The organism is Photorhabdus akhurstii (assembly GCF_019090985.1).
GTDB classification, from domain to species: domain Bacteria; phylum Pseudomonadota; class Gammaproteobacteria; order Enterobacterales; family Enterobacteriaceae; genus Photorhabdus; species Photorhabdus akhurstii.
The window spans coordinates 360,572-378,183 of record NZ_CP020335.1 but is presented as its reverse complement, the minus strand read 5'-3'; the positions used below and the strand labels follow the sequence as shown (position 1 = coordinate 378,183).

Here is a 17,612-nt window from a genome sequence, read left to right as displayed (position 1 = left end):
TTCCGGCCTTTTCCGGGCAGTAAATCCGCCATGAAAGCAGATGTCGGAAAAGGAATGAAAGTTTTCCACAGCAGCAATCATAATAATTATTCTGATGAAGTGCGAGGAAGAATAAGGGATATAAGAAACCAGTATTCTAATAATAGTATTAACGAGCGAGAAGCTAGAGATGCTATTAGAAAGCTTCAGATGGATATGAAAAATAAAATATGGTCTGGTCAAGTATCTACAACCAAATGTGGGAGAGTAAATTAATGAATTATTATGTATTAATGAACGATTATAATTCTTCACTAATGCCAAGATATCTTCATGCTATAGTAGATACTGAGAAGCAGATTAATGAAAAATGGGATTATGAAGGCTCCAAGCATGATATATCTTATTATCTATTAGATAAGGAATGCCCTAACACCTTGTATCTATTATGTAATAAAAATATTGGGAAATTGGGATTTAATTATTATCAACACAATATGGCTCATATCCTATCTGATAAATTTCTTAATATTATAAATGATTTTAAATTAAGCGATCATGTTTTAAAAAAATTAATTGCCACATCTATTAAAGATGGGAAAATCATCAATAACTCATTGAATTACCTTTTTTTACTGATAAAGAATTATTTCTAAATAAAAAAATTCAATATTGGAAAAAGATAAATATGGCAACTTAATTCCTCATAAATTATCTTTTCATAATGAATTATTAAATTATGATATTTTTTCAATACGGACTACTTTATTAGCAGGATTTATCTTTATTTCAGAAAAAGTAGCTAACAGATTAATTAAAGAAAATATCAAAGGAATAAATCTAATTAAATTGGATGAAGTCTTGAATCACTATTGTGTAGATTTTAGGTACGACATTAAAGCTAATGTCAAAAAAGGGAAAATAAAATTACCCTAAGATAATAGTAAAAAGCCGGAAAGATCCCCGTGATCTTTCGGCTTTATTATTTCCATGCTTAAAATAAATATCTTACAAGGTTAGCCTTATATATTAAACATATAACTTAAAAGCACAAAAATATAAAATAAATAAAAAGATAAAAAAAGGAATAATAAAGAAAAATATAATACTCATAGTAAATATATACATAGACTATATTTTAGCTATTTTATTCCGCTTTCTCTCTGAAACAGCAAAAAGCCGGAATCGCTTCCGGTCTGCTTCTTTCTTACCGTGGCGAATACCCATGCCACTCCAACTCCGACTGGTTAATGTAATGGCAAGGCATCAAGGTAATCACAATGATTACTCTAGGGCTATTAAAAATGCACTAGACAAAATAGACTTAAATCAGTCTGTTAGTTTCCAAGGAGATTATAATTATGTGGTTCGATAATGCTATACATAAAGAAAAGATTAAATTCATGTTTAATAATGAACTTTCAATTGACAATGTGGAATTTGAAAACCTTATATATCATGATTTTTCAATTCTTAGGATACAACTACGAGGTAAAAAATTACCAGAAATAGTCCCCAAAAAATGGAGTGAAAACATATATAACTCCTTCGGAATCATATTAACATTCGGAAATGTATCTGCACTCCATATTAATGGATGAAAAGTGGGATTTGAATGCACTCCTATTATTAAATCAGAACGAGAAGAAACTAAATTAACAATAGAAAATAAAGATTTTTATCTTCATTGTGTTGCTGGTTTTATGACAATTGATGATATCACGCCTTATTTAGATCAACGTTGGATCAAATAAATAAAGCCGGAAAGATCCGTGTGATCTTCCGGCCTTCTTATGATCTACCGTGGCGCATATCCACGGTAAGCCAGAGCGGATTGGAACTTAGAAATCGCATCCTTAATCGTAAGGTTCCGGGAACGTCTGAGCATTATGAATTTTAAGGAAACTTATTATGTGGTTTGAAAATGCTATATATAAAGAAAAAATTAAACATATGTTTAACAATGAATTATCTATTGAACATGTTGAAGTTGAGATTGTTTCGTTTTATGCGCATTCTTCACTGAGACTTGGTTTTCATAGTAAAAACATCCCAACAACATTCCCTGATAAATGGAATAAAAGTGAATTTAATGCACTCAATATCTTATTAGAGCTTGGTGATATTATTCATTTTGAATGCAAAGGAATTAGCCTTGGTTTTGAATGCACTCCAACTATCGAATATATAGATAACAAAATACATATGAGTATTTCTCATAATAATTTTTACTTCAACTGTATTGCTCAATTTCTAACAATTAGAGATATAACGCCTTATCTAGATGAAAGGTGGGATTAATATTTTAATTTCTTGTTAATCATTTCAATAAATAATAAAAAGCCGGAAATATTCCCGTGATCTTTCGGTTTTGTTATTTCCGTGCTTGAAATAAATATCTTACAGAGTTAGTCTTATATATTAAATATATAACTTAAAATCACAAAAATATAAAACAAATAATAAGATAAAAAAATGAATAATACAGAAAAATATAAAATTCATAGTAAATATATACATAAACTATATTTTAGATATTTTATTCTATTTTCTTTCTGAAACAACAAAAAGTCGGAATCGCTTCCGACTGATTTCTTTCTTACCGTGGTGAATACCCATGCCACACCAATGCCAACCGGTTAATGTAATGGCAAGGCATCAAGGTAATCACGGATATACTGATGCAATGCTCTGGATAAAATAAATCCAAATCAATCAACTGATGCCATATCGAAACAAGTAGCTAACATTCAAAATATAGCTAAAAAAGGCATGGAGAATGGCAATATTATTAAATCCAAAGATAGGTATAACACTAATATTCAGAGGAAAGACGTAAATTAAAAAGTAAGACAGAGCATCTTTGATCTCTGGAGTAAAATTTTAAGATAATTCAATATGAGTGAGATAATAAATTCTTATATGGAACCCGTTGGATTTTTTAAAAGTTCGGATTTTCTATCCGGTTCTATTGAAGAATTTAATGAATATGAAATGATTGATAATACAGACAGAGTATTAAAGCTGCTTTTCGATCAAGACATACCAGATAACTACATGGTTTGGCGTGATTTTTCTCTGATCGGGTATCCGAGTTTTATCTTCATGAGGATTATAAAAAGCAGAAAAGGATATCCTTGACAGAATAAAAATATCTACCCAGGATCAAGTTAAAAAAACATTAGAAAAGAAAATGATATCTTATAAGAAAGAAACAAGGGTTAGTTGATAACATAGAATACGATTAATTCTCTAAATGAAGTCAATAACGAATATAATGACATGTTAAATATGATAAGCATTTATTGATATTTGTTTTCTTTTAATCAAGACGCTAAATGAGAAGAAATATTTTCTCTGTTTAAAAAAGGAGTTATGCCGTGCGGTATAAAGCCTGAACTGGCTGCATCCGCCGGCGACCGCCACCGTCAACGGCAGCGCCACGCAGGAACAGGACGCTATCTGGCAATGCTTTCAGCAACACGGCCTGGAAGCCGCCCTCCACGCCGCGGAGCACTATCAGCAACAGCTGACCGAACCCCGGGATCAGTTTTACGGTCAGCTGCTGACGGCACAGTTACTGGAACAGGCCGGCATGAGCGCGCTGGCACAACAACATTACCGACAGCTGCTCCGGGCAGGGCAACGCCTGTCGCTCACCGACTGGGAACCCGGCCTGCTGGCGGCGCTGGCAGAAAAAGCCGCTACCCCCTCTCCCGCAAAGGCGACGACCGCAAACAGGAGCGTTAACCCATGAACTGGCTCTCTCTGCTGCTAAAAAATATCAAAAAACCGGCGATGCCGCGTCTGCCGCCACTGAAAGCCGCCGCCTCGCTGATACTGGCCCTCCTGCCCTGTATCGCCCTTATCTGGCTGTGGTGGTGGGGTCCCGACTGGCAGTTTAAACAGACCCGCCCGCTGGAAACCCTGTCTGCCCGCTGGCTGGCGACGGTCATCATCCTCCTGCTGGCCCTGAGCGTTGTCGGGATAAAAATCTGGCGCCGCCTGCGCCAGCTTGAAAAGCTCAGGCTGGATGTGGAACTGAAAGCCGTCGATCCGGCGCTGGCCGATATCACCCGTCAGGACAGTTATCTCCATCACTGGAAAGCCCAGCTGCAACGCCATCTGGGGACCTGGGATTATCTCTACCAGCGCCCCTGGTACCTGGTGATGGGCAACACCGGCAGCGGCAAAACCTCACTGATTCAGGAAGGCTGCCGGCTGACTGACATTGCCGCGCCGGACACCCTGACCGGGGAAGAGGCGCTGCCCCTGCATCTGCGCTGCTGGCTGGGGGAGAAAGCCGTCATCATTGACCCGGACGGGTTCCTTATCGACCAGATATCGCCGCCGGACACCCCCAAACCTCAACTGCCCGCCCGCCTGTGGCAGGCTCTGCTCGCCTGGCTGACCGAAAACCGTCAGCGCCAGCCGCTCAACGGCATCATCCTGACGGTGGATATTCACCGCTTACTGACCGACAACAAAGCGCAGCGGGAACGGGTTATTGCCGCGCTTCACCTGCGCCTGCAGGATCTGCGATTAACCCTGCATAACCCTCTGCCCTGCTATCTGGTACTGACCAAACTCGACCGGCTGCACGGTTTCAGCGCCGCCTTCCAGTCGCTGGACAGATCGCAGCGCGCCCAGATCCTGGGCGTCACGTTCAGCCTGAATGCGCAGGATGAGCACAGCTGGCGCGCTGAGCTGGCACAGTTCTGGCGCCAGTGGATGCGGCAACTCAACGCGGCCATGCCGGACATGATGCTCAATAAAGTGGATATCAGTCAGCGCAGCCCCCTGTTCAGCTTCACCCGCCAGATACAGGGGCTGCACAGCGCGCTGGTACAGCTGCTGGAGGGGCTTCTTTACAACGGCGGTCCGGCACAGCCGGGCCTGCGGGGGGTTTATCTCACCTCGTCTGCACAAATCGGCCAGATGGATGACATTTTTACCCAGTCTGCCGCGGTGCAGTATCACCTCGGGCCACAGGCTTTTCCCACCTGGCCGGTGGCGGACACCGCGCCCTACTTCACCCACGCGCTGTTTGAAGAGGTCCTGCTGGCCGAGCCGAATCTGGCGGCTGAAAACCGCCTGTGGTTAAACCGCCACCGCCACACACTGCTGACCTTCTCCACCGTGGGCGCCGGGGTGGTGCTGGCCCTGTGGACCGGCTGGCACTACTACTATCAGAAGAACTACCGGGCCGGCGACGAGGTACTGGCGCAGGCCAAAACCTTCCTGTCCGTGCCGCCCCCCCAAGGCGAAGACCGTAACGGCAATTTACAGCTTCCCCTGCTCAATCCTGTCCGTGAGGCCACGCTGGCCTACGGGGATTACCATCAGAAAGGGCTGCTGGCGGATATGGGACTTTATCAGGGCGCGGCGGTCGGCCCGTATGTGGAAAACACCTACCTGCAACTGCTGTCTCAGCGCTTCCTGCCCGCCTTAATGAACGGCCTGCTGGATGACCTCAACCGGGCGCCTAAAGGCAGCGAGGAAAAACTGGCCGTCCTGCGCATCATGCGGATGCTGGAAGATGGCAGCGGCCGCAATAAATCGCTGGTGGAACACTATATGCAGGCGCGCTGGAGCCAGGCTTTTAATGGCCAGCGCCCGTTACAGGCGCAGTTACTGACTCACCTGGACTACGCGCTGGATCACACCGACTGGCGGGCGGCGCGGGAGGCGGGCGATCAGGCCGCGATCAGCAGCTTCGCGCCCTACAAACTGCCGCTCATCAAGGCGGAGAAAGAGCTGAGTCAGCTCTCCATTTATCAGCGGGTCTATCAGAACCTGCGCATTAAAGCCCAGGATTCACTGCCGCCGCCCCTCAACCTGCGCGACCAGATTGGCCCGGGCTTTGACCGCCTTTTTATTGCCAATAATGACAGGCAACTGATTATCCCGCAATTCCTGACGATAAACGGCCTGAACAACTACTTCGTCAAACAGGACGACCAGCTGATCGACCTCACCGTCATGGACAGCTGGGTTCTGAACCTGTCGCACAACGTGCAGTACAGCGACACGGACCGCAAAGAAATCCAGCGACAAATCACCGAGCAGTACCTGGGGGACTACACGGCCACCTGGCGCGGGGCGATGAACAACCTGGATATTCGTGATTTTACCGATATCCCGCAGGCCATCAGCGCCCTTGAACAGGTTATCAGCGGCGAACAGCCCATCAGCCGCGCCCTGCAAATCCTCAGCGACAACACCCGTCTGCCGGAGATTGACGAGACGCCGCCGGCCAAAGCCCAGCAGCCGTTACGTGATACCCCGGATTACCGCCTGCGGGCGCGTATTCACCGGGAGTTCGCGCCGGAAACCGCAGTGCTGGTGGAATACGGGGATAAAAACAGTACCTTACAGGAGGTTTACCAGAAACTGGTAGCGCTGCACCGTTACCTGCTGGCGATTCAGAATGCCCCGGTACCGGGTAAAGCCGCCCTGAGCGCCGTGCAGCAGCGGCTTGAGCAGCATAACAGCGACCCGATTTTCGAAGTGCAGCAGCTGGCGAAAAACCTGCCGGCGCCGCTCAACCGCTGGGTCGGCGAACTGGCCGAACAGGCATGGCGGGTGGTGATGAGGGAAGCCATCAGCTCGCTGGAAATCGAATGGCGCGACACCGTGGTCAGACAGTACCAGACCTATCTGGCCGGCCGCTACCCGTTCAACCCGGAAGCCACTCAGGATGTGCCGCTCAGTGAGTTCGAGCGGTTCTTCCGGCCCGGCGGCACGCTGGATGCCTTCTATCAGCAGAACCTGAAACCGTTTGTGGAAAACAACCTGACCCACAGCGCTGACGGCCAGCAACTTATCCGCCAGGATGTACTGGAACAACTGAAACTGGCCGACCGTATCCGCGACACCTTCTTCTCGCCGCAAAACGGTCTGGGCACCCAGTTCGCCATTGAGCCCCTCAGCCTGACCGGCAATAAACGCCGCAGCCTGCTCAATCTCGACGGCCAGCTGCTCGATTATGCTCACGGCCGCGGCAGCATTGTACACCTCATCTGGCCCAACTCGATGCGGGCCGGGGTGGAAAGCCAGCTCACGCTGATACCGGATGCCAGCGGCAAATCCCCGCGCGCCATCAGCTTCACCGGCCCGTGGGCTCAGTTACGTCTGATTAACAGCGGCAAACTGACTAACGTGCGTCAGGATGCGTTTGATGTGCGGTTCACGGTGGACGGGGGCGACATGACCTACCGTATCTACGTGGATGAATCCGACAACCCGTTTGCCGGCGGCCTGTTCAGCCAGTTCAGACTGCCTGACACGCTGTATTAATGGCAAATTTTATTCATTGCAAAATAGAAACCCACCCTGTCCTCCGCGCCGACGGAGGCAGGTGAAAGGATGAACGGCCATGAGTGAACACCCTGAAAACCTGATTATCCGCGCCGGCAGTAACCCGATGAATCTGCCGGCGTTCACGGCAATACGCGAGGAAATCAATAAAATCAACCACCCGTCTCAGCCGGCAGTGAACTGGCCGCTTATCGAATCCCTGGCCCTGACGCTGTTTCGCACCCACGGCGTCGATTTGCAGAGCGCGATTTACTACACCCTGGCCCGGATGCAGCTCAGCGGCCTGGCCGGGTTTACCGAAGGCTGTGAACTGCTGGCCGGGGTGATGGTCAGCCAGTGGGATGCACTGTGGCCCCCGCAGCCGGCGGTCCGCACTGAGATGCTGGACTGGTTTAACACCCGCTGCGGCAACGCGTTACGCCAGCACGACTATACCCCCCGTGACCTGCGGATGATTTACCGGGCCGAGCGGGCCTTACAACTGATAGTCGACCGGCTCCAGCAGTCCGACCTGAAACGCCTGCCGAAAGTCGAAAACCTGTTGTGGTTCTTCCAGAACACCGCCAAAAAACTGGAACAGACCCGCATCCTGCCCAAACCCGCCGCCAAACCCGTGCAGATGCCGCCGCTGGTTTACCTGGCCAACACAACCGAGCCGGCGCCATCGGAACCGGACACTGACGACGACGCGGGATACGACCACAGTCAGCCTAAAGTCCAGGTCCGTTTCCCTGAACCGCCCCCGCGGCCGATGAGCGCACTACAGGGGTTTGGCCTGGGTCTCTTACTGGGCGTGTTTGTCCTGACCGGCAGCTGGCTGGGACTTTACCGGCCGCTGCAACAGCAGCTCACCGCCCTGACTGACACCCCGGACGGAGCCAGACTGGCCTGGCTGTACCACCCCGACCTGCAAACTTATGCGCAGCAGTTAACCCGGTTAGCGGACACCTCCCCGCTGGTGGTGCTGCAACAGGCTGAGCAGCTGACCGACAGGGCACAAAAAACCTGGCCGCAGGACAGCCGGCAGCAGCGTGAAACGCAGCGCTGGCAGCAGTTACAGACCATCCGGCTGGAAAACGCGCCGGTCTCCGGCAGCTGGCAGCAGACCCGGCATCAGCTCCAGTTACTGGCGGACAACATCCTGGCGCAGGAGCGCAACCGGGGCAGTTTCACCCTCTCTTACCTGAAAACGGCGATTTACCAAATCCAGCACAGCCACAACCGTGACCGCCCGCTGGAAGAGCTGCTGCGCCAGCTTTCCGCCGCCGTCGAACAGGGACAGCCCGTCTCACCGGCGCTGATAAAAAAGACCGACGACCGGTTTAACGCCCTGCTCAGCCAGTATTACGCGTTGCAGAAAGCCGCCGGGCTGACCGCGCTCCCCGGGCAACCCCGCCCGTAAATTCAGAGAAGGAATCCCCCTATGTCATTCCAGAAAAAAACCGCCGGCCAGGCCGGCACCAGAAACATCGCTCAACAAATCGCTGACCAGCTGAGTCCCCAAAGCGCCGGCGGCTTACAGTTTACCCTCACCGCCGGCGGACTGCCGCCACACACCTTCGTGGTGGCCGGATTTACCCTGCACGAAGCCCTCTCCACCCCGTTCACGCTGACGGTCAGTTTAGCCAGTACCGACCCGGCGATTGATTTCACCGCCGTCCTCGACAAAAGCGCCACCCTGACCATCCTGCGCGAAGGCAAAGTCGAGCGTACCGTCACCGGCATGGTCGCCAGCTTTGTCCAGGGCAATACCGGCAAACATCAGACCCGCTATGACATGACCATCCGGCCCGATATGTGGCGCGCCACCCTGCGCCAGAATGCCCGGATTTTTCAGCAGCAGGATATCAAAACCATCATCACCACCCTGCTCAAAGAGAACGGCGTCCGCGATGTGGCGTTCAGTCTGCGTAATCCCCACCCGGAACGGGAGTTCTGCGTCCAGTACCGCGAAACCGATTTTGAATTCCTGCAACGGCTCACCGCCGAAGAGGGGATTTTTTACTTCTTTGAGTTCACCGGCAATAAAAACACCCTGGTGTTTGCCGACGATGCCGGCTCTGTCGTCAAAGGCCCGGTGCTGCCCTATCACCCCGAAGAGGCTGAACAGGCCCAGCAGCTGTGCATTACCCGGCTGACCCGCCAGGCGCAGGTGCGGCCGGCGGTGGTCGAGCTCAAAGATTACACCTTCAAAAACCCGGCCTGGGCGGCGGAGTTCCGTCATCAGATGCGGGAACAGGACCTCCAGCATACCGGGTACGAACACTTCGATTTTCCCGGCCGCTTCAAAGACGAACAGCACGGCGCGGATTTCACCCGCTACCGGCTGGAAGCCCTGCGCAATAATGCCCTGACCGGCGACGGTGAAAGTAACGCCGCGACAATGCAGCCCGGCGTGCTGTTCACCCTGACTCACCATCCCCGGCCTGACCTCAACCGGCTCTGGCAGCTGGTCTGCGTCACCCACCGGGGCAGCCAGCCGCAGGCGCTGGAGCAGACCGCCGGGGAGAGCGGCACCACCCTGAGCAACGACTTCACCTTCATTCCCTACAATCAGCACTGGCGCCCGGCCCCGTTACCCAAACCGGTGATGGAGGGCCCGCAGATTGCCAAAGTGGTGGGTCCGGAGGGCGAAGAAATCTACTGTGACCCGTACGGCCGTATCCGCCTGCAATTCCTCTGGGACCGCTACGGCCAGAGTAATGACCACAGCTCCTGCTGGATACGGGTCACCCAGCCCTGGGCCGGTCAGGGCTGGGGCATGCTGGCGATACCGCGTATCGGTCAGGAAGTGGTGGTGGATTTTCTTAACGGCGACCCGGACCAGCCGATTGTCACCGGGCGCACCTACCATGCCAGCAACCTCCCGCCGGGGGACCTGCCCGGCAGCAAAACCCAGATGGCCTTTCGTTCCAAAACCCATAAAGGGGAAGGCTACAACGAGCTGCGCTTCGAGGATGCCAAAGGCAGTGAAGAGCTGGCGCTGCACGCCCAGCGGGACATGCACACCGTGGTGAAACACGACCAGACCCTGGTGGTGGAAACCGGCAACCGCCAGGTGGCGGTAAAGACCGGGGATGAACAGACCCGCGTTGAACAGGGCAGCCTCACCGAAACCATCTGCCGGCTGCGCAGCACCGAAGCCAACCAGATACAGGTCAAAGCCGCCGCGGGCAAAGCCGGCGAGGGCACCCAGTTCTATACGGCCAGCGACAACATCACCCTGACCGTCGGCGCGGGCAGCATTGAGATGACCCAAACGCATATCACGCTCACCTTTGGCGGCTCAGTCATTACCCTGAACGCCGACGGGGTGTCCGTTAACGGCAGCAAAATCGGCCTGAATAACTAATCTGACCTGAATAACGGCCCGGCGACCCGCCGGGCGCCCTGAACACGCACCCGGAGAACCCGATGACGCAGGAAAATACCTTCATCCCTTTTCACTTTAACGCCGGCACCCTCAACGTGCCCCGCGACTGGCGGGATGTCAGCATGCTGGTGCTCACCAGCCCCGAGGACCACAACGGCAGCAGCTTCACCCTGTCCCGCGACACCCTGCCCTGGGGCCTCGACTTCCCCCAGTTTGCCGAGCGCGAAATCACCGCCCTCAGTCAGCAGCTGAAAGACTGGCAGCTTATCGCCCAGGAACCCGGCCAGCTCAATGGCCGCGACACCCTGACCGCCGAGTTCACCTGGTCCGCCCCGCAGGGTCCCCTGCATCAGCTGATGATGATGCTCAACCTGCCACACCAGGTGCTGATTCTGACCGGCACCTGCAACGGCGCCATGACCCCGGCTCAGCGCGAGCAGATGCTGGCCATCATGACCTCGTTTCAGCCCCGCCGGGATGATAACCCACAATAGTGTCCGGGAGGAGCCATGAGCGTATTGATGATGGCCTGGCTGGGGGCCGGCGCCGCGCAGCGTACACCCCAAACAAAGACGGCCGCCGCGGGGAATTCTCCGCCGCCGACCGAAGGCAGCTCTTCTGCCGATACGGTGCTGAATTATCTGGAAAGTGAGGATTTTCAGCGTCATTCGCTGGCGGCGGCGATGACGTATACCGTTGCGGTGGGCGGCGCCCCCGCCGTCCTTCCGCTGGTCGCCGGGGTGGCCGCCGGGAAGCTGGGGGCGCAGATAGGCAGTGATATCGGCGAAAGCCTCACGCATGGCGTGATGTCGCTTTGGGGCCAGCGCACCGTCGCCACCGAAGGCCAGGCCCCGGCCCGGCTCGGGGATGCGATTGCCCACCAGAATAAAAGCGCCGGATTATGGGGGGCGCTGGGCGGCGTGCTGCTCGGCGCGCTGGCGGCGGTGGCCGTCAGCGGGCTAGTTGTGGCGACCGGCGGCCTGGCGATGGCCGTGGTCGCCGGGGCGGCGGTCGGACTGGCGGGCGGTTTTGTCGGCGGACTGGTCTCGTCCGTGGGCGCGGCGCTCGGGCAGTACGGGGCGAATAAAGGCCAGATTGTCGAAGGGTCGCCGGATGTCTTTTTTGAAGGCCGGCCGGTGGCCCGACAGGGGGACAAAATTGTGTGCAGCGACCACCCCGGCCCGGTGGTGATTGCCGAAGGGGCGAAAACGGTGTTTGCCAACGGCAGGCCGATTGCCCGGCTGGGCCACCGCACCGCCTGTGACGCCAATATCAACAGCGCCGCCGCCTCGATTGCCCTCACCACACAAACCGGTGACGCCCTGACTATCCTGACCGCCAGCAACAAAGACCTGCGCTGGCTGGTCGCCATTGCCGGCCTGCTCCCGCTGCCGCTTGGCCGGAAAGACAACGGCGGCAAAGCCAAATCCGGGGCGGAACCCGCCCCGTCGGTGAAAAAAACCGGCTGTGACAGTCAGCTCTGTCACAAAGCCGGCGAACCGGTAGACGTGGCGACCGGCGACTTCCTCCAGGTCTGGCCGGTGCTGGCCCTGCCGGGAGTGCTGCCGCTGACCCTGAACCGGACTTACCGCTCCACCGCCGCCCTGTCCGGGCTGTTCGGCCCCCAATGGGCCGACGACTGGTCGCAGCACCTGCGCCGCGACGGCGAGGAAACCCATTTCACTGATGGCGAAGGGGTGATTTACACCTTCCATACCCCGACGGAAAACGTCTTCTCGGTCAACCTCCATGCCGGGCATTATCTGCTGTACGGCCGGCGCGACGGCGAGCTGCGCCTGTTCAACCGCCGCGCCCAGCAGATACTGAGTTTTGCCGAGGTTCAGGGGGATAAACGCCGCCTGTCCATGATTGAAGACCGCAACGGCAACCAGACGGTTTTTCATTATGATGAACAGCAGCGCCTGACCCGCCTGGTCCATGCCGACACCACGACCCTGGCGCTGCACTACGAGCGCCAGCGGCTCACGGCCATTGACTGGCTGCACGCGGAACAGCGCCAGCGGCTGGTGACTTGCCGCTATGATAACCCCGGGTATCTGGCGGAATGTGACGCCTTTCAGTTTCACCACCTGTGGCATGAATACACGCCGCAGGGGAACATGACCCGCTGGCATGACACCGATAAAACCGATGTCACCGTGCACTACGATAACGCGGGCCGGGTGACGGCCACCACCACCCCGCAGGGGTACTGGCAGGACCGTTTTGAATACGATGACGAACACCGCGTCACCACCTACTTCGATGCCGAAGGCGGCTGTACCCGCTACCACTATAACGCCGACGGCCTGGTGACCCGCCTGGTGGACCCGCTCGGCCATGAAACCCGGACCGAATGGGATTTCAGTTGCAAAGTCGCCGAAACCGACCCGCTGGGCCGGACCACTGCGTATGAGTACAGCCCTTACGGCGAGCTGACCGGCCTGCTGTCATCCACCGGTGACCTCACCGCTTACGATTACAATGAATACGGCCAGCTTACCCAGGTCACTCAGCCGGATGGCGCACGCTGGCGACTGCATTACAACGAACAGGGCAACCTGGACAGCGTTATCGACCCCCAGGGGCGGGTGGAAGAGACCCGTTACGGGCCGCGCGGGGAAATCCTGCGCCAGGTCCTGCCCGACGGCCGCGCCTGGCGCTACGGCTATGAGCGGCAGCAGCTCAGTGAAATTCGGGCCCCGGACGGCGCCCTGACCCGGTTTGACACCGACGGACTGGGCCGGCTGCTGCGGGTCACCGACGCGTTACATCAGCAGACCGACTATCACCACAGCCCGTTTCATGCCAGCCCGGCGGGCAGCGTCAGCGAGATACAGTTACCGGATGGCATTCGTCAGACGATTGACTACGACAGCGAGCGCCGGGTCTCGGCAGTCACCGACGGGGAAGGCCGGACCACCCGCTATACCTATGACGCCTTTGACCGGCTCAGCCGCCTCACCCGCCCGGATGGCGCGGCCCTGACCTTTGGCTACGACCGACTGACCCGCCTGAAAACCGTGACCAATGAAACCGGTGAAACTTACCACTACACCCGTGACCCGGCCGGCCGGGTTATCAGCGAAACCGATTTTACCGGCCGGACGATTCATTATCAGTATGACGCCGCCGGACGCCGCCTCACCGCCCGTTACCCCAATCACCAGCTGCTGCGCTGGCGCTACACCGACGATGACCGCGTTACCCGCCAAGAAGCGTGGCAGGAAGAGAATGACCGGTGCACGTTATGCTCAGTCACCACCTACGACCACGACGCGCAGGGACGACTGGTCCGGGCCGCTAACCCGGACTCGGTGGTGGCGTTTGAATACGATGAAGCCGGCCGCCTGACCCGGGAGACAATTAACGGACGCGCCGTCAGCCATCAGTGGGACCCGATGAGCGGCCTGCCCACCGGATACCAGGCGGACACCCAGCCCGCGGTCAGCTGGTACTACGGCCTCAACGGCCGGCTGATGCAGTGGCAGCTTGACGGCCATGCCCCGTTGCAGATGCAGCATGACGGGCTGGGCCGGGAAATCGCGCGGGAAAGCGCCGCCGGCTTTATCCAGTCACACGCTTACACCCCGGTGGGGCTGCTGGCCCATCAGACCGCCGGGCGCAGCTCCGACTGGTTCAAGCAGACCCTGTACGAGGCCGACCCGCATTTTCCGCCGCGGGGCAGCGCGGTGACCCGCCACTGGCATTACACCCCGGCCTACAACGTGGCCTGCATGGAAGACACCCGCTGGGACGAGACGCGCTACGGCTACAATGTGAATGACCAGGTGGTGACCGCGCAGTTTGGCGGAATGCGGGCCTGTGATGAACTGTTTGTGTACGACGCCGGCCAGCACCTGCATTACCAAAAACGGGTGCCGGAACGGCTCAGTGAAGACCTGCGCCAGAGCTACCACACCCAGCAGGCGGGGCGGGTGATTCAGCACGGCGCCTGCACGTATCGCTACGATGAAAACGGGCGGCGGACAGAGAAAACCGAACAGCGCCGGGGCTACCGGCCGCGGACCTGGCGCTACCGCTGGGACGCGCACGACCGGCTGACCGGGTTTATCAGCCCGGAAGGGACGCGCTGGCGCTATGGTTATGACGCTTTCGGGCGACGGATTAGCAAGCGGAAGGAGACAGACGACACCGGACAACCGGTGAAACCGACCGCGATAATCGGCTATGATTACCTGTGGAGCGGGGAGCAGCTGATTGAAGAGACGCCGGTATATGCGGATGGCACTGTCGGGTATGAACAGAGCATTCACTGGCTGTATGAGCCGGGCGCCCTGACCCCTTCGGCCCGGTTTGAAAAAGGCCGGCTATACTATGTGGTGAGCGATCACCAGGGGACCGTGCGGGAAATTCTGACCGAGGACGGGGAGCTGATATGGGCCGGCCGGTTACTCACCTGGGGCGAGCCGGAATGCTGGCCGGTGCTGACGCTCAATGACCCGCGGAATCTGACGTGTCATCTCCGGTTCGCCGGTCAGTACGAAGACGAGGAAAGCGGGCTATACTATAATCGTTTTAGGTATTACGATAACGAGACCGGGCAATATCTCTGTGCCGACCCTCTAGGGCTGGCAGGGGGCCTGAATCCTTATTCGTATGTCCATAATCCGGCGAACTGGGTTGATCCGCTCGGATTGACGGGATGTCCTAATAGTATTAAATATGGCGAATTAGATCATTTAGGGCGCCCTACAGGAGTTCATGCCACTTTAGATAAAGGTCATATTAATATGGGTACGCACGCTAATCCCGATATACAGCCGCCAGGATTTATTACAGGAAAAGGTTCTAACAGAGCTAGGGGCCATTTGCTCGGACGACAATTAGGTGGTTCTGGTGATGATGTTAGGAACTTGGTTACTCTTCAACAAAGACCTGCTAATACTCCTGTCATGAGTGGAGTCGAAGGTAGAATAAGAAAAGCCTTAGAACAAGGAGAAGTTGTTGAAATGAGTTCTATTCCTATTTATAAAGGACCATCCAGAATACCAGCAGGTATTACAATGAAAGCCGAAGGTTCAGGGGGCTTCTTTGAATATGTCACCGTTCTTAACCCTCCAGGAATATAAACAATGAGTATAGAGAGCTTAAAAAATCTATTGCCCTTACCTGTTCATCCTAATGAAAATGGTGAAGGTAAAACGTGGCCGTTAATAGATGAACAGTGTTCTTTTCCTAAAGACTATATTGATTTTATAACCCAATATGGAACAGGTAGAATTGCTGATTTTATCACTATATTTAACCCATTTAGCGAAGATGATGATTTAAATTTCTTTAGGCAAAAAGAATGGATTGTTGAAGATTTTCAGTCCCTTGTTGAATCTGATCCAGATTATTATCCGTTTATTCTTTATCCCGATATTAATGGATTGCTTCCTATGGGAGTTACAGATAACGGCGATTATATATTTTGGGTTGTATCGTCAGATAATAGTGACTTATGGAATGTCGCTATTATTGCGGCAAGGGCACCAGAAGTTGAATATAGGCAAGAAAATTTCATTGATTTTTTAGAAGGTGTTTTATCAAGAAACGTCAAATGCATGTCATTCCCTGATGGTTTTCCTTCTAAAAATATAGAATTTAGTAGCATTTAAAAATAAGCCGGAAAGATCCCCGTGATCTTTCCGGCTTTATTGTTTTTATACTTAAAATAAATATTTTACAGGGTTGAACTTATATATTAAATATATAAATTAAAATCACGAAAATATAAAATAAATAAGAAGATAAACAAAGGAATAATACAGGAAAATATAAGATTCATAGTAAATATATACATAGACTATATTTTAGCTATTTTATTCTGTTTTTTCTCTGAAACAGCAGAAAGCCGGAATCACTTCCGGCTGACTTCTTTCTTACCGTGGCGAATACCCGTGATATGCCAGTGCCGACTGGAGCCGCCCTATCGCGGCCTTGATAACCCAGGCTTCCGTGTCATCAACCGCACAGGTCCGTATCTCTGCCCAGCTCAACCGCTTAACCAGTTGCGCCAGTGCCATTGCTTCGTCATGGCTCAGGTGCACTTCCTTTAGCTGCTCAATCCCTGCTCTCATGCTATTCCCCTCCTTTAAATGGTTTTGTAGTCGCCAATGAGTTCGCGCATGCGGAGCTTGATATCACTGAGTTGCTCCTGCTGGCGCAGGTACTGTTGCCTGATGGTGTGGGTGTTGTCACTGTCCGGTATTAGCACCAGACAACCATTCATCACCTTCACCGTTAAAGTGCCGCCAATATCAAAGCCTGCGGCCTTAAGCCATTGACCTTTCAGGTGTATCGCAGGCGGTGCTTTAGCCTTGTCGTTTTGCGGCACGTATCCCACGGTGTAATAACGTTCTGTTTTCGCTGCTTTATTTACAGCGACTTCTGCCTTAGAATGCGTCTTAGCCATAATTAACTACCTCGCATAGTTGCTTGTGGTTAGCGGCTGTATCGTGTTGCAACCACGGTAAAGCCGCATTAAATCAGGTCAGCCCAATAACCGTTTTGCCTGATGTTTTAAAATCATTGCATCCAGAACCGAGGTCACAGAACGTCGCTCCTCCTCGTCCATCTGTTTAACCGCCTCAAACTTTAGCTTAAGTTCGTCCTGCGGCTCCCGCTCGCCCTCCTCAAATATCAGCCAGTCTGCTGAAACATTAAACGTAACAGCAATACGTTTAAGAATGTCTAAAGAGGGTTGAGCCTCACCAGATTCATAGCGACGAACTTGTGTCAGATGTATCCCCACCTTGTCAGCCATCTGTGGCTGAGTCAGTCCTTGTTGCTTACGCAGTTGCAGAAAACGGGCAGAAAAGCTCATCCAGAATGTTCCTTTATCAGTCGTGATGGCTTCCATTATCTCCCCCTGTTCTGAATAGACTTGACTAAATAACCTTTATGGGACATATAATAGTATCTATATAGAGCA

Annotated in this window: 17 protein-coding genes; 14 read left to right on the top strand and 3 right to left on the bottom strand. The window is 53.3% G+C overall.

Annotated elements, in window-relative coordinates:
• The first annotated feature begins 30 nt into the window (after positions 1–30).
• The 14 genes from B0X70_RS01640 (at position 31) to B0X70_RS01580 (ending at position 16,296) form a co-directional block, all read left to right on the top strand.
• Positions 31–255 (top strand): AHH domain-containing protein, encoded by a 225-nt coding sequence (locus B0X70_RS01640; protein WP_217470732.1) that lies wholly within the window; start codon positions 31–33, stop codon positions 253–255.
• Positions 255–635, top strand: coding sequence for an Imm43 family immunity protein (locus tag B0X70_RS24960; protein ID WP_246593414.1), 381 nt, complete (start codon positions 255–257; stop codon positions 633–635). Before B0X70_RS01640 ends, B0X70_RS24960 begins: the two co-directional genes overlap by 1 nt.
• 16 nt (positions 636–651) lie before the next feature.
• A complete protein-coding gene (locus B0X70_RS25860) occupies positions 652–915 on the top strand; it encodes an Imm43 family immunity protein (protein ID WP_418889049.1) in 264 nt (87 codons plus the stop codon).
• Between the two features lie 289 nt (positions 916–1,204).
• Positions 1,205–1,354 (top strand): AHH domain-containing protein, encoded by a 150-nt coding sequence (locus B0X70_RS01630; protein ID WP_336246304.1) that lies wholly within the window; start codon positions 1,205–1,207, stop codon positions 1,352–1,354.
• The gene (locus B0X70_RS25855; RefSeq protein ID WP_217471649.1) at positions 1,341–1,580 is read left to right on the top strand and encodes an Imm50 family immunity protein; all 240 of its coding nucleotides are present in this window, start codon (positions 1,341–1,343) and stop codon (positions 1,578–1,580) included. The genes B0X70_RS01630 and B0X70_RS25855 overlap by 14 nt, the downstream gene beginning before the upstream one ends.
• 310 nt (positions 1,581–1,890) lie before the next feature.
• Complete coding sequence (locus B0X70_RS01620) at positions 1,891–2,280, top strand: Imm50 family immunity protein (RefSeq protein ID WP_217470731.1); 390 nt, start codon at positions 1,891–1,893, stop codon at positions 2,278–2,280.
• Positions 2,281–2,877: 597 nt separating this feature from the next.
• Positions 2,878–3,120 (top strand): hypothetical protein, encoded by a 243-nt coding sequence (locus B0X70_RS01615; RefSeq protein ID WP_217471812.1) that lies wholly within the window; start codon positions 2,878–2,880, stop codon positions 3,118–3,120.
• A 253-nt stretch (positions 3,121–3,373) separates the two neighbouring features.
• A complete protein-coding gene (locus tag B0X70_RS01610; protein ID WP_418889061.1) occupies positions 3,374–3,736 on the top strand; it encodes a type VI secretion system domain-containing protein in 363 nt (120 codons plus the stop codon).
• A complete protein-coding gene (gene tssM / locus B0X70_RS01605) occupies positions 3,733–7,278 on the top strand; it encodes a type VI secretion system membrane subunit TssM (protein WP_217470730.1) in 3,546 nt (1,181 codons plus the stop codon). The genes B0X70_RS01610 and tssM overlap by 4 nt, the downstream gene beginning before the upstream one ends.
• A gap of 79 nt (positions 7,279–7,357) precedes the next feature.
• On the top strand, positions 7,358–8,701 hold the full coding sequence (locus B0X70_RS01600) for a VasL domain-containing protein (RefSeq protein ID WP_217470729.1): 1,344 nt from the start codon (positions 7,358–7,360) through the stop codon (positions 8,699–8,701).
• A gap of 21 nt (positions 8,702–8,722) precedes the next feature.
• Positions 8,723–10,651 (top strand): type VI secretion system Vgr family protein, encoded by a 1,929-nt coding sequence (locus tag B0X70_RS01595; protein ID WP_217470728.1) that lies wholly within the window; start codon positions 8,723–8,725, stop codon positions 10,649–10,651.
• A gap of 62 nt (positions 10,652–10,713) precedes the next feature.
• On the top strand, positions 10,714–11,166 hold the full coding sequence (locus tag B0X70_RS01590) for a DcrB-related protein (protein WP_217470727.1): 453 nt from the start codon (positions 10,714–10,716) through the stop codon (positions 11,164–11,166).
• Positions 11,167–11,181: 15 nt separating this feature from the next.
• On the top strand, positions 11,182–15,765 hold the full coding sequence (locus tag B0X70_RS01585; protein ID WP_217470726.1) for an RHS repeat-associated core domain-containing protein: 4,584 nt from the start codon (positions 11,182–11,184) through the stop codon (positions 15,763–15,765).
• Positions 15,766–15,768: 3 nt separating this feature from the next.
• A complete protein-coding gene (locus tag B0X70_RS01580; protein ID WP_217470723.1) occupies positions 15,769–16,296 on the top strand; it encodes an SMI1/KNR4 family protein in 528 nt (175 codons plus the stop codon).
• Positions 16,297–16,560: 264 nt separating this feature from the next.
• On the opposite strand, the gene B0X70_RS01575 is transcribed toward B0X70_RS01580, so the two are convergent.
• The 3 genes from B0X70_RS01575 to B0X70_RS01565 form a co-directional block, all read right to left on the bottom strand.
• Positions 16,561–16,758, bottom strand: a complete 198-nt coding sequence (locus B0X70_RS01575) for a DUF7706 family protein (RefSeq protein ID WP_046397398.1) — start codon at positions 16,756–16,758, stop codon at positions 16,561–16,563.
• 14 nt (positions 16,759–16,772) lie between these two features.
• A complete protein-coding gene (locus tag B0X70_RS01570; protein ID WP_046397397.1) occupies positions 16,773–17,093 on the bottom strand; it encodes a SymE family type I addiction module toxin in 321 nt (106 codons plus the stop codon).
• 78 nt (positions 17,094–17,171) lie between these two features.
• Positions 17,172–17,504, bottom strand: coding sequence for a helix-turn-helix domain-containing protein (locus B0X70_RS01565; RefSeq protein ID WP_046397400.1), 333 nt, complete (start codon positions 17,502–17,504; stop codon positions 17,172–17,174).
• Positions 17,505–17,612: the final 108 nt, after the last annotated feature.

Excerpts from the sequence above, each read along its gene's own strand:
- B0X70_RS01640 (WP_217470732.1), top strand. The coding sequence starts at position 31 with ATGAAAGCAGATGTCGGAAAAGGAATGAAAGTTTTCCACAGCAGCAAT.
- B0X70_RS24960 (WP_246593414.1), top strand. The coding sequence starts at position 255 with ATGAATTATTATGTATTAATGAACGATTATAATTCTTCACTAATGCCA.
- B0X70_RS01630 (WP_336246304.1), top strand. The coding sequence starts at position 1,205 with ATGCCACTCCAACTCCGACTGGTTAATGTAATGGCAAGGCATCAAGGT.
- B0X70_RS25855 (WP_217471649.1), top strand. The coding sequence starts at position 1,341 with ATGTGGTTCGATAATGCTATACATAAAGAAAAGATTAAATTCATGTTT.
- B0X70_RS01620 (WP_217470731.1), top strand. The coding sequence starts at position 1,891 with ATGTGGTTTGAAAATGCTATATATAAAGAAAAAATTAAACATATGTTT.
- B0X70_RS01615 (WP_217471812.1), top strand. The coding sequence starts at position 2,878 with ATGAGTGAGATAATAAATTCTTATATGGAACCCGTTGGATTTTTTAAA.
- tssM (WP_217470730.1), top strand. The coding sequence starts at position 3,733 with ATGAACTGGCTCTCTCTGCTGCTAAAAAATATCAAAAAACCGGCGATG.
- B0X70_RS01600 (WP_217470729.1), top strand. The coding sequence starts at position 7,358 with ATGAGTGAACACCCTGAAAACCTGATTATCCGCGCCGGCAGTAACCCG.
- B0X70_RS01595 (WP_217470728.1), top strand. The coding sequence starts at position 8,723 with ATGTCATTCCAGAAAAAAACCGCCGGCCAGGCCGGCACCAGAAACATC.
- B0X70_RS01590 (WP_217470727.1), top strand. The coding sequence starts at position 10,714 with ATGACGCAGGAAAATACCTTCATCCCTTTTCACTTTAACGCCGGCACC.
- B0X70_RS01585 (WP_217470726.1), top strand. The coding sequence starts at position 11,182 with ATGAGCGTATTGATGATGGCCTGGCTGGGGGCCGGCGCCGCGCAGCGT.
- B0X70_RS01580 (WP_217470723.1), top strand. The coding sequence starts at position 15,769 with ATGAGTATAGAGAGCTTAAAAAATCTATTGCCCTTACCTGTTCATCCT.
- B0X70_RS01575 (WP_046397398.1), bottom strand. The coding sequence starts at position 16,758 with ATGAGAGCAGGGATTGAGCAGCTAAAGGAAGTGCACCTGAGCCATGAC.
- B0X70_RS01570 (WP_046397397.1), bottom strand. The coding sequence starts at position 17,093 with ATGGCTAAGACGCATTCTAAGGCAGAAGTCGCTGTAAATAAAGCAGCG.
- B0X70_RS01565 (WP_046397400.1), bottom strand. The coding sequence starts at position 17,504 with ATGAGCTTTTCTGCCCGTTTTCTGCAACTGCGTAAGCAACAAGGACTG.